Origin of the sequence: Streptomyces sp. 3N207, from assembly GCF_052246355.1 — a bacterium.
GTDB lineage: Bacteria > Actinomycetota > Actinomycetes > Streptomycetales > Streptomycetaceae > Streptomyces.
The window spans coordinates 122,525-142,433 of the sequence record NZ_JBQQBV010000004.1; the positions used below are offsets into that span (position 1 = coordinate 122,525).

20 protein-coding genes are annotated in these 19,909 nt (G+C 70.6%); 15 read left to right on the forward strand and 5 right to left on the reverse strand.

Features of this window, described 5'->3' with window-relative positions; all coding sequences use genetic code 11:
* Nucleotides 1–107: 107 nt before the first annotated feature.
* Complete coding sequence (locus tag ACTWP9_RS08260) at nt 108–1,436, reverse strand: D-arabinono-1,4-lactone oxidase (RefSeq protein ID WP_443245583.1); 1,329 nt, start codon at nt 1,434–1,436, stop codon at nt 108–110.
* A gap of 218 nt (nt 1,437–1,654) precedes the next feature.
* On the opposite strand from ACTWP9_RS08260, the gene ACTWP9_RS08265 reads away from it, so the two are divergent.
* A complete protein-coding gene (locus ACTWP9_RS08265) occupies nt 1,655–2,815 on the forward strand; it encodes a ferrochelatase (RefSeq protein WP_443245349.1) in 1,161 nt (386 codons plus the stop codon).
* Nucleotides 2,816–2,878: 63 nt separating this feature from the next.
* On the forward strand, nt 2,879–3,712 hold the full coding sequence (locus ACTWP9_RS08270; RefSeq protein ID WP_443245350.1) for an inositol monophosphatase family protein: 834 nt from the start codon (nt 2,879–2,881) through the stop codon (nt 3,710–3,712).
* Nucleotides 3,713–3,893: 181 nt separating this feature from the next.
* Here ACTWP9_RS08270 and ACTWP9_RS08275 read toward each other — a convergent pair whose 3' ends face one another.
* Complete coding sequence (locus ACTWP9_RS08275) at nt 3,894–4,055, reverse strand: hypothetical protein (RefSeq protein WP_019359798.1); 162 nt, start codon at nt 4,053–4,055, stop codon at nt 3,894–3,896.
* Nucleotides 4,056–4,389: 334 nt separating this feature from the next.
* Between ACTWP9_RS08275 and ACTWP9_RS08280 the strand changes: the two genes are divergently transcribed.
* The 4 genes from ACTWP9_RS08280 (at nt 4,390) to ACTWP9_RS08295 (ending at nt 7,917) form a co-directional block, all read left to right on the forward strand.
* A complete protein-coding gene (locus tag ACTWP9_RS08280) occupies nt 4,390–5,043 on the forward strand; it encodes a response regulator transcription factor (RefSeq protein ID WP_443245584.1) in 654 nt (217 codons plus the stop codon).
* Between the two features lie 5 nt (nt 5,044–5,048).
* Nucleotides 5,049–6,341, forward strand: coding sequence for a sensor histidine kinase (locus tag ACTWP9_RS08285; protein ID WP_443245351.1), 1,293 nt, complete (start codon nt 5,049–5,051; stop codon nt 6,339–6,341).
* A 455-nt stretch (nt 6,342–6,796) separates the two neighbouring features.
* A complete protein-coding gene (locus ACTWP9_RS08290) occupies nt 6,797–7,096 on the forward strand; it encodes a DUF4193 domain-containing protein (RefSeq protein ID WP_016470291.1) in 300 nt (99 codons plus the stop codon).
* Nucleotides 7,075–7,917 (forward strand): hypothetical protein, encoded by an 843-nt coding sequence (locus ACTWP9_RS08295; protein ID WP_443245585.1) that lies wholly within the window; start codon nt 7,075–7,077, stop codon nt 7,915–7,917. Before ACTWP9_RS08290 ends, ACTWP9_RS08295 begins: the two co-directional genes overlap by 22 nt.
* A gap of 1 nt (nt 7,918) precedes the next feature.
* Here ACTWP9_RS08295 and ACTWP9_RS08300 read toward each other — a convergent pair whose 3' ends face one another.
* On the reverse strand, nt 7,919–8,386 hold the full coding sequence (locus ACTWP9_RS08300) for a DUF3093 domain-containing protein (protein WP_443245352.1): 468 nt from the start codon (nt 8,384–8,386) through the stop codon (nt 7,919–7,921).
* A gap of 56 nt (nt 8,387–8,442) precedes the next feature.
* On the opposite strand from ACTWP9_RS08300, the gene ACTWP9_RS08305 reads away from it, so the two are divergent.
* The 8 genes from ACTWP9_RS08305 (at nt 8,443) to ACTWP9_RS08340 (ending at nt 16,270) form a co-directional block, all read left to right on the forward strand.
* The gene (locus tag ACTWP9_RS08305; RefSeq protein WP_443245353.1) at nt 8,443–9,045 is read left to right on the forward strand and encodes a PaaI family thioesterase; all 603 of its coding nucleotides are present in this window, start codon (nt 8,443–8,445) and stop codon (nt 9,043–9,045) included.
* Nucleotides 9,042–9,614: a dUTP diphosphatase gene (dut, locus tag ACTWP9_RS08310; RefSeq protein WP_443245354.1), complete on the forward strand. Its 573-nt coding sequence runs from the start codon at nt 9,042–9,044 to the stop codon at nt 9,612–9,614. Before ACTWP9_RS08305 ends, dut begins: the two co-directional genes overlap by 4 nt.
* Before the next feature lies 1 nt (nt 9,615).
* The gene (locus tag ACTWP9_RS08315; protein WP_443245355.1) at nt 9,616–10,395 is read left to right on the forward strand and encodes a DUF3710 domain-containing protein; all 780 of its coding nucleotides are present in this window, start codon (nt 9,616–9,618) and stop codon (nt 10,393–10,395) included.
* Nucleotides 10,396–10,532: 137 nt separating this feature from the next.
* The gene (locus tag ACTWP9_RS08320) at nt 10,533–13,160 is read left to right on the forward strand and encodes an ATP-binding protein (protein ID WP_443245356.1); all 2,628 of its coding nucleotides are present in this window, start codon (nt 10,533–10,535) and stop codon (nt 13,158–13,160) included.
* 31 nt (nt 13,161–13,191) lie between these two features.
* Nucleotides 13,192–13,878, forward strand: a complete 687-nt coding sequence (locus ACTWP9_RS08325; protein ID WP_443245357.1) for a response regulator — start codon at nt 13,192–13,194, stop codon at nt 13,876–13,878.
* A gap of 139 nt (nt 13,879–14,017) precedes the next feature.
* Nucleotides 14,018–14,422 (forward strand): OB-fold nucleic acid binding domain-containing protein, encoded by a 405-nt coding sequence (locus tag ACTWP9_RS08330; RefSeq protein ID WP_276477461.1) that lies wholly within the window; start codon nt 14,018–14,020, stop codon nt 14,420–14,422.
* A 3-nt stretch (nt 14,423–14,425) separates the two neighbouring features.
* A complete protein-coding gene (locus ACTWP9_RS08335) occupies nt 14,426–15,151 on the forward strand; it encodes a DUF3159 domain-containing protein (RefSeq protein ID WP_443245358.1) in 726 nt (241 codons plus the stop codon).
* A 135-nt stretch (nt 15,152–15,286) separates the two neighbouring features.
* Nucleotides 15,287–16,270, forward strand: a complete 984-nt coding sequence (locus ACTWP9_RS08340) for a DUF3048 domain-containing protein (protein ID WP_443245359.1) — start codon at nt 15,287–15,289, stop codon at nt 16,268–16,270.
* A 26-nt stretch (nt 16,271–16,296) separates the two neighbouring features.
* Here the strand turns inward: ACTWP9_RS08340 and ACTWP9_RS08345 are convergent, their stop codons facing one another.
* Both ACTWP9_RS08345 and ACTWP9_RS08350 read right to left on the reverse strand, forming a co-directional pair.
* On the reverse strand, nt 16,297–16,959 hold the full coding sequence (locus tag ACTWP9_RS08345; RefSeq protein ID WP_443245360.1) for a potassium channel family protein: 663 nt from the start codon (nt 16,957–16,959) through the stop codon (nt 16,297–16,299).
* A 55-nt stretch (nt 16,960–17,014) separates the two neighbouring features.
* Nucleotides 17,015–17,674, reverse strand: a complete 660-nt coding sequence (locus tag ACTWP9_RS08350; RefSeq protein WP_443245361.1) for a potassium channel family protein — start codon at nt 17,672–17,674, stop codon at nt 17,015–17,017.
* Between the two features lie 70 nt (nt 17,675–17,744).
* Here ACTWP9_RS08350 and ACTWP9_RS08355 point away from each other — a divergent pair, with 70 nt between their 5' ends.
* Nucleotides 17,745–19,853: an APC family permease gene (locus ACTWP9_RS08355; RefSeq protein ID WP_443245362.1), complete on the forward strand. Its 2,109-nt coding sequence runs from the start codon at nt 17,745–17,747 to the stop codon at nt 19,851–19,853.
* Nucleotides 19,854–19,909 lie beyond the last annotated feature (56 nt).

Here is a 19,909-nt window from a genome sequence, read left to right on the forward strand (position 1 = left end):
CGCACTTCCGGTTCCCTGACAAGAGCCGTGCTGTACATCCGTTCGGACGTACGGCACGGCTCTTTCTGTATGTCTGTGCTGTATCTCTGCGCCGGTCGGTTTCCGTGTCAGTCGCCCAGTACGCGCCGCAGATAGTCGTTGCCGAACACCCGGTCCGGATCCAGGCGGTCGCGCAGGGACGTGAACTCGCCGAACCGCGAATACACCCCCGCGAGGTACTCCGCGTCCCTGCTGTGCAGCTTCCCCCAGTGCGGGCGCCCGGCGTGGGCCGTCATGATCCGCTCGACCGCGCTGAAGTACGCCTCATGGGGCGTGCCCCGGTACATATGCACCGCCACGTACGCCGTCTCGCGACCGCTCGCCGTCGACAGCGGTATGTCGTCCGCGGGGGCCGTGCGCACCTCGACGGGGAAGCTCACCCGGAAGTCCGACCGCTCCACCAGGGCCTTCAGCTCCCGAAGCGCCGTTACCAGCGCGGCCCGCGGTAGGGCGTACTCCATCTCCACGAAGCGCACCCTGCGCGGGCTGGTGAAAACCTTGTACGGGATGTCCGTGTAGCTGCGCGCCGACAGAGCGCGGCTGGAGATACGGGCGACGCCCGGAACGGTGGCGGGCACGGCCCTGCCGAGCGCGCAGGCCGACTGGAAGACGCCGTTGGACAGCAACTCGTCGTCGATCCAGCCGCGCACCCGGGGGAGCGGCGCTGCGGGTCCTGCGCTGCGGTTGTTGCGCTTGGTGTTGCAGCTGTCGGTGTGCGGAAACCAGTAGAACTCGAAATGTTCGTTCACGGACACCAGTTGATCGAACTCGTCGGCGACCCGGTCGAACGGCATCGGCTCCTCGCGGGCCGTCAGCAGGAACTCCGGCTCCACCGCGAAGGTGATCTCGGTGACTATGCCCAGCGCCCCGAGCCCCACCCGGGCCGCTGCGAAGACGGCGCGCTCCTCCTCCGAGCCGTCCGCGGAGCAGCGCAGCACGGAGCCGTCGGCGAGAACCAGCTCCAGGCCCTTGATCTGCGCGGCCACCGAGGCGGAGTCGCGGCCGGTGCCGTGGGTGCCGGTGCTGACCGCGCCGGAGACGGTCTGCTCCATGATGTCGCCCATGTTCGTCAGCGACAGACCGCGCGCCGCCAGCGCGGTGTTCAGCTCCTTCAGCGGGGTGCCCGCCGCGACGGTGACCGTGCCCGCGGCCCGGTCCACGGCGCGTATCCCGGTCAGCCGTTCGGGACGTATCAGCACCCCGTCCGTGACGGCGGCGGCCGTGAACGAGTGACCCGTGCCCGCGGCCTTCACCCGTAGCCCGTCGGCGGCGGCGCGGCGCACCACCTCGGCGAGGGCCTCCGTGGTGGAGGGCGAGACAGTGCGCTGCGGTGCGGCCGTCACATTGCCCGCCCAGTTGCGCCACGTCGCCGCCCGGCTGTCCGTCGCCGACCGCATGCCTGACCGCACGCCCATCCGTGACCGTCCCCTCTCGCCGCGCGCCGGCCGAGAGCTCGGCCGGAGGCCGAGGAACGCACCACGACCGCCGGCGCCCCGCCCCAGCGGGCCCCCACCAGTTGGGGAGGGATCATACTCACGGCCGCCGCACAGCGACCCGGCAGTGCGCACGCCGAGGGCGGCGGCTTCCCGCCTGCGCAGGATGGCAGGATCGAGACATGTCCGATGTGCTGCCCACCGAACCTCCCGGCCCCGGGCCGGACTCCTCTCCGGCCCCCTACGACGCGCTTCTGCTGCTCTCCTTCGGCGGCCCCGAAGGGCTGGACGACGTCGTCCCGTTCCTGCAGAACGTCACCCGGGGACGAGGCATCCCCACCGAACGTCTCGAAGAGGTGGGCGGGCACTACTACCTCTTCGACGGGGTCAGCCCCATCAACGAGCAGAACCGGGCGCTACTGGCGGTGCTCCGCGAGGACTTCGCCGCACACGGCCTCGACCTGCCCGTCTACTGGGGCAACCGCAACTGGGCGCCGTACCTGACCGACACCCTGCGCGAGGTGGTCCGCGACGGGCACCAGCGGGTGCTCGTGCTGGCGACCAGCGCGTACGCGTCCTACTCGGGCTGCCGCCAGTACCGCGAGAACCTCGCCGAGTCGCTGACGGCCCTGCGGGAGGAAGGGCTGCCCGTGCCGCAGGTGGACAAGCTGCGGCACTACTTCAACCATCCGGGCTTCATCGAGCCCGTCGTCGACGGCGTGCTCGGCTGTCTGAACGACCTCCCCGCCGAGGTACGCAACAGCGCCCACCTCGCCTTCACCACCCATTCCATCCCCACCGCCGCCGCCGACACCTCCGGCCCTGTCGAGGACCACGGGGACGGCGGGGCGTATGTGGCGCAGCACCGCGACGTCGCCGCGCTGATCACCGAGTCGGTCCGGGCGCGCACCGGCACGCAGCACCCCTGGAGCCTCGTCTACCAGTCGCGCAGCGGCCCCCCTTCGGTGCCCTGGCTGGAGCCGGACATCTGCGACCACCTGGAGGAGCTGCACGGGAAGGGAGTGCCCGGCGTGGTGATGGTGCCGATCGGTTTCGTCTCGGACCACATGGAGGTCCGCTACGACCTCGACACCGAAGCCATGGCCAAGGCGTCCGAGCTGGACCTGCCCGCGCGCCGCTCGCCCACGGTCGGCGCAGACCCCAGGTTCGCCGCCGCCGTACGGGAACTGGTGCTGGAGCGGGCCGCCGCCGAGCGGGGCGAGAGCCCCACCCGGTGCGCGCTGGGCGCGCTGGGCCCGAGCCACGACGTGTGCCCGGTCGGCTGCTGTCCGGCGCGGTCGCCGAAACCGGCGGCGGCCGGCGCCGACGCGCCGGCCCTGTGAGCCCCTCATGCCCCTTGCGGGCATCCACCCTGCGACGTACGTACTACTGGAGCAGCGACAAAAGTGACTGACACCTCGCAGTCCGCACCCGAGCGCGCCGACGACGCGCTGAAGGCCGAACTGCTCGCCCTCGCCCAGGAGGCAGCGGCCCGCGCGGGCACCCTTCTGCGGGACGGCCGCCCCGCAGACCTGGGCGTCGCCGCGACCAAGACCAGCCCCATCGACGTGGTCACCGAGATGGACCTGGCCTCCGAGAAGCTGATCACCGGCTTCCTGACCGAGCACCGCCCGCACGACGGCTTCCTCGGCGAGGAGGGCGCCAGCAGCGACGGCACCTCCGGCGTCCGCTGGGTGATCGACCCGGTGGACGGCACCGTCAACTATCTGTACGGACGCCCCTACTGGTCCGTCTCCATCGCCGCCGAGTACCACGGCGAGTGCGTCGTGGGCGTGGTGGCGGCACCGGTACTCGGGGAGACGTGGCACGCGGTCACCGGACAGGGCGCCTTTCTGGACGGGCACCGGCTGCGGTGCCGCCCGTCGCCGCCGCTGGACCAGGCACTGATCGGCACCGGGTTCGGATACATCACCGAGCGGCGGGCGGCCCAGGCCGCCGTCGCCCAGGAACTCCTGCCGCGGGTGCGCGACCTCCGCCGCGCCGGGTCGGCCGCCATCGACCTGTGCGATGTCGCCTGCGGACGGCTCGACGGCTACTACGAGCGCGGCCTCAATCCCTGGGACCTCGCCGCGGGGGACCTCATCGCACGCGAGGCCGGCGCCGTGACGGGTGGCCGCCCGGGCCGTCCCGCCGACGGTGACCTCACCATCGCCGCCTCACCCGGCGTCTTCGAGGCCCTCCAGCCCCTGCTGGAGCGGCTGGGCGCCTGGCACGACTAGGAGTTGCCGGCGCAGGGGGCGCCCCGAAGGGGCGCGGGGAACTGCGCGATCAGCCACAAAGCACCCGCAGCCTGCAGACGGCAGGCAGGGGCACCCCCTTCCCCGCACAGGGCACACAAAAGATGCAAAAGTGCGGCCCCCGGGCCGGGGGCCGCACCGATGTTGTCGGCTCGACTCGCCGTCAGGCGACCTGCACGCCGTGTTCGGCAGCGAGACGGCGGAGGTCTTCCAGTTCCGACTGTTCGACGTCCACGAGGAAGTCGTCGCCCGATTCACGTGCGCGATGCAGATCGGACTCGGTGGTCCGTATACGCTGCAAGATGCCTGCGGTGAATGCGTCCATGGTGTGCCCCCTCGTCGCGGGTCGGTGGCACGGGGAGTGCCGAGGGTTTGTGGTGCTTCCCCGATCACGGCGTGGTCCCCGGACTTGCGTCAGCGGTGCGTCGTGGCACGCTGCGCACAGGGCGTGATCGTGGATGGTGCTCAGGTCCTCCCCAACGGGAACCTCAGAGAAACCTCAAACGCCCTGAAAAAGTGCCAGGGTCTGTTGCGGAGTCCGCCCCCACCCTCTCACCTCGGCTCTTACCGCCGATTTACCGGGGTCCGATGCACGATGGAGAGCACGATCCCCGTCCATGTCCCGGGGTCCCATCCGTATCCAGGGAAGGAACAGCGCCGTGCGCGTACTCGTCGTCGAGGACGAGCAGCTGCTCGCCGATGCCGTGGCGACGGGCCTCCGCAGGGAGGCCATGGCCGTCGATGTGGTCTATGACGGCGCGGCAGCGCAGGAGCGCATCGACGTCAACGACTACGACGTCGTCGTGCTCGACCGCGACCTGCCTTTGGTGCACGGCGACGATGTCTGCCGCCGGATCGTCGAGCTCGGCCTGCCCACGCGGGTGCTGATGCTCACGGCCTCCGGGGACGTCAGCGACCGGGTGGAGGGCCTGGAGCTGGGCGCGGACGACTATCTGCCCAAGCCCTTCGCCTTCTCCGAACTGACGGCTCGGGTGCGCGCGCTGGGACGGCGTACGACCACGGCCCTGCCGCCCGTACTCGAACGGGCCGGAATCCGGCTGGACCCCGGCCGCCGCGAGGTCTTCCGGGACGGCCGGGAGATCCAGCTGGCGCCCAAGGAGTTCGCCGTGCTGGAGGTGCTGATGCGCGGGGAGGGAACCGTCGTCTCCGCCGAGCAGCTGCTGGAGAAGGCGTGGGACGAGAACACCGACCCGTTCACCAATGTGGTGCGGGTGACGGTGATGACACTGCGCCGCAAGCTCGGTGAGCCGCCGGTGATCGTCACCGTGCCCGGCGCGGGGTACCGGATCTGACGTCGATGGCCTCCTCCACCTCCCCCACCGGGGCCGGCCCGGGCGCGAGCAGCAGCGGCGGCGCCGGCGGCCAGGTGCCCCCGGCGCCGCCCAAGCCGAACTGGGACCCGCGCGAGACGCCCCGCTCCTCACCATGGCTGCGGCCCACCATCCGGATAAGGCTCACCCTGCTGTACGGCGGCATGTTCCTGATCGCGGGCATGTTGCTGCTGACGATCATCTATCTGCTGGCCGCGCAGGCGCTGGACGACGCCAGTCAGCTGCCGTTCCGCATCCTCAACGGGAACGCCCAGCCCACCTCGGACCGCTGTCCGGGGCTGACCGGGACGCTGCCCAGCGATGTGTTCATGCAGCGGCTGTCGGCATGTGCGGAGGCGCAGCGCAGGATGGCGCTGGACGGGCTGCTGCGCCGCTCCCTGCTGGCGCTGCTTGGGCTGGCGGTGGCCGCGTTCGCCTTCGGTTATGTGATGGCTGGCCGTGTGCTGTCGCCGCTGGGCCGCATCACCCGCACAGCGCGCCAGGTGGCCGGTTCCGATCTGCACAAGCGGATCGAGCTGGAGGGCCCGGACGACGAGCTGAAGGAGCTGTCGGACACCTTCGACGAGATGCTGGACCGTCTGGAGCGCGCCTTCACCGCGCAGCAGCGCTTCGTCGGCAACGCCTCGCACGAGCTGCGCACCCCGTTGGCGATCAACCGCACGCTGCTGGAGGTGCAGCTCGCCGACCCGGACGCGTCGCCGGAGCTCCAGCAGCTGGCCAAGACGCTGCTGGCCACCAACGAGCGCAGCGAACAGCTCGTGGAGGGTCTGCTGCTGCTCGCGCGGAGCGAGAACGAGCTGGTGGACCGCAAGCCCGTGGACCTGGCCGAGGTGGCCTCACAGGCCGTCGAGCAGGCGCGTAGCGAGGCCGAATCCAAGGGCATCGAGTTGCGCGGAGTGCGTCAGCCCACATATGTGCAGGGCAACGGGGTACTCCTGGAGCGCGTCGCCCTGAACCTGGTGCACAATGCCGTGCGCTACAACCTGCGTGAGGGCGGATGGGTCTCGGTGAGTACGGAGGCCCAGCCGGGGCAGGCGGTGCTGGTCGTCGAGAACACCGGGCCTGTCGTTCCCGCCTACGAAGTGGACAACCTCTTCGAGCCGTTCCGGCGTCTCCGTACAGAGCGGACGGGCAGCGACAAGGGGGTCGGGCTCGGGTTGTCGATCGTGCGCTCGGTGGCGCGGGCGCACGGTGGCACGGTCTCGGCCGTGCCGCGCGAGGACGGTGGCCTGGTGATGCGGGTGACGCTGCCGCTGTGAGCACCACAGCGGCTGGAGGCCGCGATGGTGACAGACCTGGAGGTGACGAAAAGTGGCCAGAAATGGCTCAATGTAGCCGGGAGGCCGTTCGCTATATGCGGAATTAACGGCGTTCCCATCGCTTGCGACCAAGCTGTGATCGATCACACACGCGAATTTTCAGGTGGGTGCTCAGAGTGGCCAGCAGGTGGGAAGAAATCCCGGAAAATCCAGGTTTCCGCAGGTGGAGATCGTGGGCAGTACCCGGGATGGCGTGTGCGGAGCGCTACCGGGGACCGTTTATGGTCCTCCTCGACAACCGACATGATCACCTCTTCAGGGGTGCGGTTGGGTGTCGATTGAGTAACAGACCTTGATGTGAGGCAAAATCTCCGCCTCAGGCCGGGCACAAGTCCGGCCTCTCACGCGTTACGTGCGCTGGAGACACCACAGACACCCAGAGGGGGAGAGCGACAATGGCTACGGATTACGACACTCCACGCAAGACCGACGACGACGTCAATGAAGACAGCATCGAGGAGCTGAAGGCCCGGCGGAACGACAAGTCCGCGTCCAATGTCGACGTGGACGAGTTCGAGCAGGCCGAGGGGCTCGAGCTGCCCGGCGCCGACCTCTCCAACGAGGAGCTGTCCGTGCGGGTGCTGCCCCGCCAGGCGGACGAGTTCACCTGCATGAGCTGCTTCTTGGTGCACCACCGTTCCCAGCTCGCCGCGGAGAAGAACGGCCAGCCGATCTGCCGCGACTGCGCGGCCTGAGAACGGACCGACTGCTCGTGGCGGTCAAAGGCGCACGTGACAACGGGCGAGGCCCTCATGACCGGTCGGCCTCGCTCGTGTCGTACGAGCACGGCCCCATGCCGTACGGAAGCGGTCCGGAGCCGTACGAGGGCGGCACCGCGCCGTCCGCACCGCCCGGGAGCAATCCGCACGGCCCCGGGAGCGACCAGCGCGGCAAGGGCTTGTGGCGTTCACGGGGGCGCCGCGCCCAGGCGTTTGTACGCACGGTCGCCGAGCGCATCATCGAGACCGCACCCCGCGTGCCGGTACGCGATCTCGACACCCTCCGCACGCAGTTCCCGGGGTTGAGCACCGAGGAGCTGGCGGACAAGCTGGTCGCCGGAGCCACCAAAGGCTCGGCGACCGTGGGAGCCGGTGTCGGCGCCGCGGCCATGCTGCCGGTGCCACCCGCGATGCCCGCCGAGCTGGCCGCCGAGATCGTCGGCGTCGCCGCCGTCGAGCTCAAACTGATCGCCGAGCTGCACGAGGTCTACGGCCGCCGCACACCCGGCGACGTACGCGAGCGGGCCACCGCCTACCTGGGCGCCTGGGCCTCCGAGCGCGGCATAGAGCTCCCCCGGCCCGCCACTCTGAGCACGGCCTTGGGCGGGGAACTCCGCCGCCGGCTGCGGCAGCAGATCATGAAGCGCACGCTGCGCAATCTGCCGAACCTCACGCCGTTCCTGATCGGCGCCGCCGTCGGCGCCTTCACCAACCACCGGGACACCGCGAAGCTCGCCGAGCGCATCCGCGCCGACCTGCGCACCACCGCGGACCAGAATCAGCTGCCCGGCGCCTGAACTACGAAGCGGACCTCTCCCGGGCCGCGCGCAGCGCCGCCGCCAGCTGCTCCGGGTGCCGGGTGGAGACGTACACGTACGGCGTCGGATCCTCCGGGTCGGTCACCTCGATCCGCACCGCAGTCGGAATGTAGCCGCGCAGCACCATGTGCGCGCGGACGTCCGCCTTGTACGTACGCCAGGCACGTGCCTCCTCGGCGTCCAGCGGCTCGGCCTCGCCCAGCGCCGACACCGGGATCCGGGCGTCCCCCGCGACCAGCGAGCCCGCCACCACGCGCACCCGCACACTGCCGTACGCGCTCACGCACACGGACGCCAGCGCGGTGCCGGCCACCAGCCCGCACAGCAGCGGCAGCGGGCCGAAGGGGAACAGCGTCAGCGCACAGGCCACACCGATACCGGCGGCGATCAGCCACCAGGAGCGGGGAGCCGTGAGGCGTTCGTCGTAGGGCGGGACCGCGGGAGCCATGCGTCCAGCTTGGCACGGCGCTCCTCGTCCCCCGCACGGCGGTAAGGTCTGCACCCGTGAGTGCAGTCAATCCCCCCGGTTCCCCGAAGACCTCGCCGGTGCCGCCGCCCGACGCCGTCCCCCCGGTACGTCACCCGGAGGCGCCCGCGCCCGGTGAGCCGCTGGGCGCCCACTTCGGCATGTGCTTCGGCTGCGGCGGGGCACAGCCGCACGGCCTGCACCTGACGGCGCGGGCCGGGGAAGGCGTCAGCGCCACCGCCGAGTTCACCGTCAGGACCGCCCACCAGGGCGCCCCCGGGCTCGCCCATGGTGGGTTGCTGACCAGCGCGCTGGACGAGACGCTCGGCTCGCTCGGCTGGCTGATGCAGGTGATCGCGGTGACGGGGCGGTTGGAGACCGACTTCCTGCGGCCCGTCCCGGTGGACACAGTGCTGCACATCGAAGCGCACGCCATCGCCGTGCACGGGCGCAAGATCTACTCCACGGCCACCGGCCGGATCGGCGGCCCCGACGGGCCGGTAGCCGTGCGCGCCGACGCCGTCTTCATAGAGGTGAAGGTCGAGCACTTCATCGAGAACGGCCGCGAGGAGGAGATCCAGGCGGCCATGGACGACCCCGACCAGATCAGGCGCGCACGTGCCTTCGAGGTGAACCCATGAGCGACAGCGTCGAAATCCTGCTGCGGCGTACGGACCCGGAAGTACCCGTCCCCTCCTACCAGCACCCCGGGGACGCCGGATGCGATCTGGTGACCACCGAGAGTGTGGAACTGGCGCCGGGGGAGCGGGCCGTACTGCCGACCGGTATCTCCCTCGCCCTCCCCGACGGCTACGCCGCGTTCGTCCACCCGCGTTCCGGTCTCGCGGCCCGCTGCGGCGTCTCGCTGGTGAATGCACCGGGAACGGTGGATGCCGGGTACCGTGGTGAGATCAAGGTGATCGTGGCCAATCTGGATCCGCGCGAGGCTGTGCGGTTCGAGCGGTTCGACCGTATCGCCCAACTCGTCGTCCAGCAGGTGGAGAAGGTGCGTTTCCGCGAGGTTGAGGAGCTGCCCGGCTCGGTACGTGCCACGGGCGGGTTCGGCTCCACGGGCGGCCACGCGGCAGGCCGCCCGGCCCGGCAGACAGCCTCTGCCGACGAGCCGGGCGTCGCCCGGCAGACAGCCGCACAGCAGAAGGATTACGTTGCGGTCGGTGCTGATCGAGCTTCCGACCTGAGAGGACAGTGACGTGTTCGGACGTCGTCGCAAGAAGAGCGAAGAGCCTGAGGGCACCTCGGACGAGTTCGAGACGGAACAGGACGGCCAGGACGAGCCGCAGGACGACGTGGAAGCCGAGACCGGCGGGACCCGGGTCAAGCTGCCCCCGGCGCCCCGTCCGGACGGCCCCTGGGACATCGAAGAGGTCACCGACCCCAGCTCCGGCAGGGTCGACCTGGGCGGCCTTTTCATCCCCGGCGTGGAGGGCATGGAGCTGCGGGTCGAGGTCGCCGGTGACGCGATCGTCGCGGCGACCGTCGTACTGCAGGACAGCGCCGTGCAGCTCCAGGCGTTCGCCGCGCCCAAGCGCGAGGGCATCTGGGACGAGGTGCGCGAGGAGATCGCCTCCGGCATCACTCAGCAGGGCGGTGTCATCGACGAGGTCGACGGTCCGCTGGGCTGGGAATTGCGGGCCCAGGTGCCGGTGCAGCTGCCCGACGGCACGGGCGGCGTGCAGGTCGTACGGTTCGTCGGCGTGGACGGCCCGCGGTGGTTCCTGCGGGGTGTGATCTCCGGCCAGGGCGCCGTGCAGCCTCAGGCGGCCGGGGTGCTGGAGCAGATCTTCCGGGACACGGTCGTGGTGCGCGGCGACGGGCCGATGGCACCGCGCGATCCGATCGTCCTGAAGCTGCCGGAGGACGCCCAGATGGTGCCGGACGGCGTGCAGCAGGAAACGGTGGAGGAGGGCTCCCGCTTCGCGGGCGGCCTCGACAAGCTGCAGCGCGGCCCGGAAATCTCCGAAGTGCGTTAGCACACAGCGCGAGCACGGGCCGGGCCCTTCGGGGCCCGGCCTTTGTCGTGGCCGCGGTGTGTGATCCATACGGAACTCTGACGGCCGGTGGGCCCCCACACAGGCCGGTCCGCCCGGACTGCGAGGACAATGGGTGCATGTCATCTGTAGTGCGACCGCGGCGGGGCCAGCTGCGGGTCTTCCTCGGGGCTGCACCCGGCGTCGGCAAGACGTATGCCGTGCTCTCCGAGGCGCACCGCCGGGTCGAGCGGGGTACCGACGTGGTGGTCGGCTTCGTCGAGCACCACGACCGGCCGCGTACCGAGGTGCTGCTGCACGGGCTGGAGCAGGTGCCGCGCCGCGAGATCACCTACCGGGGCGCGGCACTCACCGAGATGGACACGGACGCGGTGCTCGCACGCCGCCCGGCCGTGGCCGTGGTGGACGAGCTGGCGCACACCAACGTGCCCGGCTCGCGGAACGCCAAGCGCTGGCAGGACGTCGAGGAGCTGCTGGCAGCGGGGATCGATGTCGTCTCCACCGTCAACATCCAGCACCTGGAGTCGCTCGGTGACGTGGTGGAGTCGATCACCGGCGTACGGCAGCGGGAGACCGTGCCGGACGAGGTGGTGCGGCGGGCCGACCAGATCGAGCTGGTCGACATGTCGCCCCAGGCGCTGCGCCGCCGCATGGCGCACGGCAACATCTACGCCCCCGACAAGGTCGACGCCGCGCTCTCCAACTACTTCCGGCCCGGCAATCTGACGGCCCTGCGGGAGCTGGCGCTGCTGTGGACGGCCGACCGGGTCGACGAGTACCTCCAGCAGTACCGCTCCGAGCACCGCATACGCTCCACCTGGCAGGCCCGCGAACGCATCGTCGTCGGCCTCACCGGCGGGCCCGAGGGCCGCACCCTCATCCGCCGCGCCTCCCGGATGGCGACCAAGGGCGCGGGCAGCGAGATCCTGGCCGTCTACATCTCCCGCGCCGACGGTCTCACCTCGGCATCGCCCAAGGAACTGGCCGTCCAGCGCACCCTCGTTGAGGATCTCGGCGGCACCTACCACCACGTCATAGGGGAGGACATCCCCGAGGCCCTGCTGGAGTTCGCACGGGGCGTCAACGCGACCCAGATCGTGCTCGGTTCCTCGCGCCGCAAGACGTGGCAGTACGTTTTCGGGCCGGGGGTCGGCGCCACCGTCGCGCGGGACTCGGGCCCGGACCTGGATGTGCACATCGTCACCCATGAAGAGGTCGCCAAGGGGCGCGGGCTGCCCGGGGCGCGCGCCGCCCGGCTGGGTACGGCCCGGGTCGTCGCCGGCTGGCTGACCGCGTTCGGCGCCCCGACGCTGCTGACGTTCCTGATGCTGGCCTCCGACCCGGGCATCGGCTTCGCCAACGACGTACTGCTCTTCCTGGTGCTCACCGTCGCCGCCGGGCTGGTGGGCGGGCTGCTGCCCGCGCTGGCCTCGGCCGCGGTGTGCTCGGCGCTGCTCAACTATTTCTTCACCGAGCCCGTCCGTACCTGGACGATCAGCGACGGCCGCAATGTCGTCTCGCTCGCCGTCTTCTTCGCCGTCGCTGTGGCCGTCGCCTCGGTGGTGGACCTGGCGGCCCGCCGCACCCAGCAGGCGGCCAGGCTGCGCGCCGAGTCGGAGATCCTCTCCGTGCTGGCGGGCAGCGTACTGCGCGGCGAGACACAGCACGGGACCGGCGGCCCCGGCGCGGGGCCCAGCCTGGACGCGCTGCTGGAGCGGGTGCGGGAGACCTTCGCCATGGACTGCGTCGCGCTGCTGGAGCGGGCCGACGAGCGGGCCCCCTGGGTGTGCGCAGGCAGCGTCGGCACCACCGCGTCCGGCAAGCGGCTGGCCACCCCGGAGGACGGCGAGACGGACATGCCCGTCGGGGACAACATGATGCTGGTGCTCTCCGGGCGCGTCCTGCCCGCGGAGGACCGCAGGGTGCTCGCCGCCTTCGCTGCGCAGGCCGCCGGGGTACTCGACCGGCAGCGTCTGCTGGGCGAGGCCGAGCAGGCGCGCGAACTGGCCGAGGGCAACCGCATCCGCACAGCCCTGCTGGCCGCCGTCTCGCACGACCTGCGCACCCCGCTGGCCGCCATCAAGGCGTCCGTCTCCTCGCTGCGTTCCGACGACGTGGAGTGGTCGGCCCAGGACGAGGCGGAGCTGCTGGGAGCCATCGAGGAAGGCGCGGACAAGCTCGACAACCTCGTCGGCAATCTGCTGGACATGTCCCGGCTCCAGACCGGCACCGTCAAGCCCCTCATCAAGGACATCAGCCTGGAGGAGGTCGTGCCCAAGGCACTGGGCGGGGTCCCCGAGGGCAGCCTCCGGCTGGCCGTCGCCGAGGCGCTGCCGCTGGTCGCGGTCGACCCCGGACTGCTGGAGCGCACCGTCGCCAACCTGGTCGAGAACGCGGTCAAATACAGCCCCGAAGGCAAGAAGGTGCTGGTGAAGGCGAGCGCGCTGGCCGACCGGGTGGAGGTCCGGGTCACCGACCGCGGCCCCGGCGTGCCCGACAGCGACAAGGACCGCATCTTCGAGCCCTTCCAGCGCTACGGCGACGCCCCAGGCGGCGCCGGCGTCGGACTCGGCCTCGCCGTCGCCCGCGGCTTCGCCGAGGCGATCGGCGGCACCCTGGAGGCGGAGGACACCCCGGGCGGCGGGATGACCATGGTGCTCACCCTGCGCGCGGCGCACGGGCGCGGGCACGTACGCCCCCGGCCGCAGCCCCAGGCCCAGCCCCGGCTGCAGCGCTCCGGCGCCTGAGCGGCCACAACGGAATCGAGAGGAAGCAAGCATGCACCGGGTGCTCGTGGTCGACGACGAACCGCAGATAGTCCGCGCCCTCGTGATCAACCTCAAGGCCCGCAAGTACGAGGTGGACGCCGCACACAACGGCGCGACTGCGCTGCGCATGGCCGCCGACCGGCACCCCGACGCCATCGTTCTGGACCTGGGCCTGCCCGACATGGACGGGGTGGACGTCATCCGCGGCATCCGCGGCTGGACCCGGGTGCCGATCCTGGTGCTCTCCGCCCGGCAGACGTCCGACGAGAAGGTCGAGGCACTGGACGCGGGCGCCGACGACTACGTCACCAAACCGTTCGGCATGGACGAGCTGCTGGCCCGGCTGCGTGCCGCCGTCCGTCGAGCCGAGCCGTCGGCCGGGGTGCCGGACGGCGCCGGTGTCATCGAGACCGACACCTTCACCGTGGACCTGGCCGCGAAGAAGGTGCACCGCAACGGCGGGGACGTACGGCTCACCCCCACCGAGTGGCACCTGCTGGAGGTGCTGGTCCGCAACCCCGGCCGGCTGGTGAGCCAGAAGCAGCTGCTGAAGGAGGTCTGGGGACCCTCGTACGGCACCGAGACCAACTATCTGCGCGTCTACATGGCCCAGCTCCGCCGCAAACTGGAGACCGACCCCTCACACCCCCGGCACTTCGTGACGGAGGCGGGGATGGGGTACAGGTTCGAGAGGTGAGCCGGTTTCCGGCCGGGGGGTCGGGGGTTGTCCCCCGGGTAAGCACAGCGTGACGGAGGCGGGGATGGGGTACAGGTTCGAGAGGTGACCTGACGGCGGCGGGGGAATCGGGGCGCGGTCCGGCGGTACCCTGGCGGTTATGACTGGCGCCACCCGAGAACAGCGGGGCACGGGAAGCGGGCGGTTCCGACGGTTCCTGGAACGGCTCTCCTCCTCCGAGGAAGACCTGCGCTCGGCCGAGCTGCGTGAGGAAGCCGAGGACACGGGCTGTGCCCGTATCTCCGAATGCAGCGACCGCGAGATGGTGCGGGTAACCGGTACGCTGCGCACCGTGACGCTGCGGCCACGTGCCGGGGTCCCCACCTTGGAGGCCGAGCTGTTCGACGGGTCGGCCTCGCTGGACGTCGTCTGGCTGGGCCGCCGCTCCATCGCGGGGATCGAGCCGGGCCGCAAGCTGATCGCCTGGGGGCGGATCACCGTCAACCACGGCCGTCCCGTGATGTTCAACCCCAAATACGAGCTGCGACCCCTCGGACAGGAGTAGCGGGTGACCTCTCCCGACAAGCAGACCGACGCGGCGCCGCCGGACGGGCAGCAGGACGGCGGGGCCGGATCGCAGGCCGTGACGGAAGCGGCACTGTTCGAGGCGTTCGGCGGCGTGCGGGGCCTGGTCGAGACGACCGTGCCCGGCCTGGTGTTCATCGCGATGTACACGGTGACCCAGGACATCCACCTCCCCGCCATCACCGCACTGGTGCTCTCCGGCGTGATGGTCGTCTTCCGGCTGTTCCGCAAGGACACCGTCAAGCACGCGTTCAGCGGGATCTTCGGCGTCGGCTTCGGCGTGCTGTTCGCGATGATGACCGGCAACGCCAAGGACTTCTATCTGCCCGGCATGCTGTACACCCTCGGCCTGGCGCTCGCCTACATCATCACCTCGATGGCAGGCGTTCCCCTGCTCGGGCTGGTGCTCGGGCCGGTGTTCAAGGAGAACCTGTCCTGGCGGAAGCGCAACCCCGGCCGCAAGAAGGCGTACACCAAGGCCAGTTACGCCTGGGGTTTCATCCTGCTCGGCAAGTCGGCCGTGCTCTTCCCGCTCTACTTCTGGGGTGACACCACGCAGTTCGGCTGGGTGACGGTCATCCTGAAGATCCCGCCGTTCCTGCTGGCGGTCTACCTCACCTGGATCTTCCTGGCCAAGGCGCCGCCGCCGATCAACGTCATCGCCGAGATGGAGGCCGAGGAGGAGGCCGCCAAGGCCGCCAGCTCCTGAGGGCCGAACGTGGTGGTTGCGGCGCCCGGCAGCTGGGGCCCCGGCCGAAGGCTGGGGGAGAGCAGCCACGACGGGGAGTGTCCGGCGGTTCCGCGACGGCCTCAGCCACTACGCTCGGCGGACGGAGGCGACGGCATGGATGAGCCCACTCGGGCCGGGCGGCCCGCACACCGAGCGACGCGGCGCAGGACGTTGCTGCGAACCGCGCTGGCGGTCGGCACCGGCGGTGCCCTCGCCGCATGCGGGTCCGGCGGTGACGAGGACGACGCGTCCCCGTTCACAGGAGAGCGGCGCAAGGGCGACCACGTACTGGCGGTGAAGGTCGACAACGTGGCGCCGGCCCGCCCGCAGACCGGGCTCCAGCACGCCGACCTCGTCTACACCGAGGAGGTCGAGGCGGGCCTCAGCCGGATACTGGCCGTCTTCGCCTCCGACATCCCCGCCACCGTCGGGCCCGTCCGCAGCGCGCGCGAGTCCGACATCGAGCTGCTGCGCCAGTTCGGCGAGCCCGCACTGGCGTTCTCCGGCGTACAGGGCAGACTCCTGCCGACCCTGGAGGCGGCACCGCTGCATCTGCTGCCGCCGGGTGAGCTGAGCGACGGCTACCAACGGGACCCCGGCCGCCGCGCTCCGCACAACCTCTACCTCAAGGCCCGCCGCGCCGAGCGGGCCGCGGACGACGCCTCGGAGCCACGCGACATCGGCTTCCGCTTCGGCGCGGCCCCCAAGGGCGGCCGGGCCACGCACCAGGAGACCGTCCGCTACCCCGCGGCCCGCTCGACCTTCACCTGGTCCGCGGACCGCCGTCGCTGGCTCGTGGCGATGGACGGCGCCCCGGCCCGCTCCCGCGGCGACGGGCAGCTCGCGCCGGCGACCGTCGTGATCCAGTACGTGACCGTGCGCCAGTCCCGCTTCCACGACCGCTCCGGCAGCAACTCCCCGTACACCGAGACGGTGGGCTCGGGAGAGGCGCTGGTGCTGCGGGACGGCAAGGCGTACGAAGCGCGCTGGTCGCGCCCCTCGGCGAGCGGGGGCACCACTTTCACCGAGGCCCGGGGAGGGCGCCGACTGCCCTTCGCGCGCGGCCAGGTGTGGATCGCGCTGGTGAAGAAGGGCTGACGGCGCCCCGAGCAGGCCCCTCGCGGTCAGCTCCGGGCCGAGAGCAGGTCCTCCAGCTGTTCCTCGCGCGCGGGGGCGGCGACGAAGAGGAGTTCGTCGCCCGCCTCCAGTACGTCGTCCGCGTCCGGGGTCAGTACCCGGGTGCCGCGGATGATCGTCACCAGCGAAGTGTCCTCCGGCCAGTTCACATCCCCCACGCGGGTGCCCGACAGGGTGGACTCCGGCGGCAGCGTCAGCTCGACCAGGTTCGCGTCGCCCTGCGAGAAGCGCAGCAGCCGCACCAGGTCACCTACGCTGACGGCCTCCTCCACCAGCGCGGACATCAGGCGCGGAGTCGAGACGGCGACGTCCACGCCCCACGACTCGTTGAACAGCCACTCGTTCTTCGGGTTGTTGACCCGGGCCACGACGCGCGGCACCCCGTACTCCGTCTTGGCCAGCAGGGAGACCACCAGGTTGACCTTGTCGTCACCCGTCGCGGCGATCACCACATGGCAGCGCTCCAGCGCCGCCTCGTCGAGCGAGGTGATCTCGCACGCGTCGGCCAGCAGCCACTCCGCCTGCGGCACCCGCTCGACCGAGATGGCCGTCGGCGCCTTGTCGACGAGCAGCACCTCGTGACCGTTCTCCAACAGCTCACCCGCGATGGAGCGGCCCACGGCGCCCGCCCCGGCAATCGCCACCCTCATGCTGCGTTCCCTTTGTTCGCTTCTCCGCCCACGCGGCTGAGTGCGTGTTTCGTGGTCACGACTCCGGCCCCACAGCGAAGACTTCCTCCACCCGCGCGACCTCGTTGCAGCGCATCATCACATGCACCAGGTCGCCCTCCTGAAGCACCGTCTGGGACGTGGGCAGTATGGCCTCGCCCAGCCGGGTGAGGAAGGCGATGCGCACCCCGGCCTCTTCCTGGAGCTTGCTGACGCGCTCGCCGACCCACGCCGAGGAGGTGTGCACCTCGGCGAGCTGCACGGCGCCGCTCGGGTCCCGCCACAGCGGCTCGGAGCCGGACGGCAGCAGCCTGCGCAGCATCTGGTCGGCGGTCCAGCGCACGGTGGCCACCGTGGGGATGCCGAGCCGCTGGTAGACCTCCGCGCGCCGAGGGTCATAGATCCGCGCGGCCACATGCTGTGTGCCGAACATCTCACGTGCCACCCGGGCCGCGATGATGTTCGAGTTGTCACCGCTGCTGACCGCGGCGAACGCGCCCGCCTCCTCCATACCGGCCTCGCGCAGGGTGTCCTGATCGAAGCCGATGCCTGTGACCCGTCGGCCGCCGAAGCCCGAGCCGAGGCGCCGGAATGCGGTGGGGTCCCGGTCGATGACCGCGACCGTGTGGCCCTGTCGCTCCAGGGTCTGCGCGAGCTCCGCTCCTACTCGTCCGCAGCCCATGATCACAATGTGCAACGCCCGTCCCTTCGTCCCGTACAGCGGGCCGTCTCAGCATCGCACGACTGACACGCATACGATCCTCTGCGTGCCCAGGATGACCGACGTACCGAAACGACTCCTTCTCGGGAGAGCGCTGCGCAGTGACCGGCTCGCCGAGACGCTGCTGCCCAAGCGTGTGGCCCTCCCGGTGTTCGCCTCGGACCCGCTCTCCTCCGTCGCGTATGCGCCGGGCGAGGTGCTGCTGGTCCTGTCGGTTGCGGGGGTGTCCGCTTACAGCCTCAGCCCGTGGATCGCGGTCGCGGTCGTCGTGCTGATGTTCACGGTGGTGGCCTCGTACCGGCAGAACGTCCGCGCCTACCCGAGCGGTGGCGGGGACTACGAGGTGGCGACCACCAACCTCGGACGCCGTTCGGGTCTCACCGTCGCCAGCGCGCTGCTGGTCGACTATGTGCTGACCGTGGCGGTGTCCATCTCCTCCGGGGTGGAGAATCTCGGCTCGGCCATCCCGTTCGTCGTCGAGCACAAGGTGCTCTGCGCGGTCGTGGTCATCGTGCTGCTGACGCTGATGAACCTGCGCGGTGTACGCGAGTCCGGCAAGCTCTTCGCCGTTCCCACCTACTGCTTCGTCGTCGGTGTCTTCGGTCTGATCGTCTGGGGGGTGGTGCGCAGCGTCATCCTGGGCGACGAGATGCGCGCCCCCACCGCGGACTACGAGATCCACACCGAGCAGTCCGGGATCGCCGGGTTCGCGTTGGCGTTCCTGCTGCTGCGCGCCTTCTCCTCCGGCTGTGCGGCGCTCACCGGCGTGGAGGCGATCAGCAACGGCGTGCCCGCCTTCCGCAAGCCCAAGTCGAAGAACGCGGCGAGCACGCTGTCGATGATGGGCCTGCTGGCGGTCACGATGTTCTGCGGCATCATCGCGCTGGCGCTGACCACCCATGTGCGGATGGCCGAGAACCCCGCCAAGGACCTGCTGATCAACGGCCGTCCGGCGGGTGAGGACTACACCCAGAACCCGGTCATCTCACAGGTGGCGGCTGCGGTGTTCGGCGATGGGACGCTCCCGTTCGTGTTCCTGGCGGCGGCCACCGCGCTGGTGCTTTTCCTGGCCGCCAACACCGCCTACAACGGCTTTCCGCTGCTCGGCTCGATCCTGGCGCAGGACCGCTATCTGCCGCGTCAGCTGCACACCCGCGGCGACCGGCTCGCCTTCTCCAACGGCATCGTGCTGCTGGCCGGGGCGGCGACGATACTCGTGGTGGTCTACGGAGCCGACTCCACCCGCCTGATCCAGCTCTACATCGTGGGCGTGTTCGTCTCCTTCACGCTCAGCCAGACGGGCATGGTCCGGCACTGGAACCGGCTGCTGACCACCGAGACCGACCGCGCGCGCCGCCGCCACATGTACCGCTCGCGCGCCATCAACACCTTCGGAGCCTTCTTCACCGGGCTGGTGCTCGTGGTGGTGCTGGTGACGAAGTTCACCCACGGAGCCTGGGTCTCCCTGGTGGGCATGGCCCTCTTCTACGCCGTGATGACCGGCATCCGCCGCCACTACGACGGGGTCGCCGAGGAACTGGCGGCCGAGGACCCGGGCGAGGCCAAGCTGCGCCCCTCGCGGGTGCACTCCTTCGTGCTCGTATCGAAGATCCACAAGCCGACGCTGCGGGCCCTGCGCTACGCCAAGCTGCTGCGCTCCGACACCCTCGAGGCCGTCACCGTCAATATGGACCAGCACGAGACGGAGCAGCTGCGCAGGGAGTGGGACGAGAGCGGCATCAACATCCCGCTGACCATCCTCGACTCCCCCTACCGGGAGATCTCGCGTCCCGTCATCGACTATGTGAAGCGGCTGCGCCAGGAGCGGCCCCGCGACGTGGTGAGCGTCTTCATCCCGGAGTACGTGGTCGGACACTGGTACGAGCACCTGCTGCACAACCAGAGTGCGCTGCGGCTCAAGGGACGGCTGCTGTTCACACCGGGCGTCATGGTGACGTCGGTCCCCTACCAGCTGGAGTCCTCCGAGCTGGCGAAGAAGCGGGCCAGGCGGCGCGAGCAGTGGAACGCGCCCGGCTCCGTGCGCCGCGGCCCCGTCATCCAGCCGCGCAAGGCGCAGAAGGACGGCAAGGCCGGGAAGGGCGCCAAAGGCTCCGCTGAGAGCTCCCGGAACGGGCCGGGACCAGGGGGAGCCTGACCTGGCAGCGGGGGGAGCAGCCGCGAAGTAGACTCGACGGCTGCGGTCATGTCCCG

Coding starts and splice junctions, on each gene's coding strand:
- ACTWP9_RS08260 (WP_443245583.1), bottom strand. CDS start 1,436: ATGCGGTCGGCGACGGACAGCCGGGCGGCGACGTGGCGCAACTGGGCG.
- ACTWP9_RS08265 (WP_443245349.1), top strand. CDS start 1,655: ATGTCCGATGTGCTGCCCACCGAACCTCCCGGCCCCGGGCCGGACTCC.
- ACTWP9_RS08275 (WP_019359798.1), bottom strand. CDS start 4,055: ATGGACGCATTCACCGCAGGCATCTTGCAGCGTATACGGACCACCGAG.
- ACTWP9_RS08285 (WP_443245351.1), top strand. CDS start 5,049: ATGGCCTCCTCCACCTCCCCCACCGGGGCCGGCCCGGGCGCGAGCAGC.
- ACTWP9_RS08290 (WP_016470291.1), top strand. CDS start 6,797: ATGGCTACGGATTACGACACTCCACGCAAGACCGACGACGACGTCAAT.
- ACTWP9_RS08300 (WP_443245352.1), bottom strand. CDS start 8,386: ATGGCTCCCGCGGTCCCGCCCTACGACGAACGCCTCACGGCTCCCCGC.
- dut (WP_443245354.1), top strand. CDS start 9,042: ATGAGCGACAGCGTCGAAATCCTGCTGCGGCGTACGGACCCGGAAGTA.
- ACTWP9_RS08320 (WP_443245356.1), top strand. CDS start 10,533: ATGTCATCTGTAGTGCGACCGCGGCGGGGCCAGCTGCGGGTCTTCCTC.
- ACTWP9_RS08325 (WP_443245357.1), top strand. CDS start 13,192: ATGCACCGGGTGCTCGTGGTCGACGACGAACCGCAGATAGTCCGCGCC.
- ACTWP9_RS08330 (WP_276477461.1), top strand. CDS start 14,018: ATGACTGGCGCCACCCGAGAACAGCGGGGCACGGGAAGCGGGCGGTTC.
- ACTWP9_RS08340 (WP_443245359.1), top strand. CDS start 15,287: ATGGATGAGCCCACTCGGGCCGGGCGGCCCGCACACCGAGCGACGCGG.
- ACTWP9_RS08345 (WP_443245360.1), bottom strand. CDS start 16,959: ATGAGGGTGGCGATTGCCGGGGCGGGCGCCGTGGGCCGCTCCATCGCG.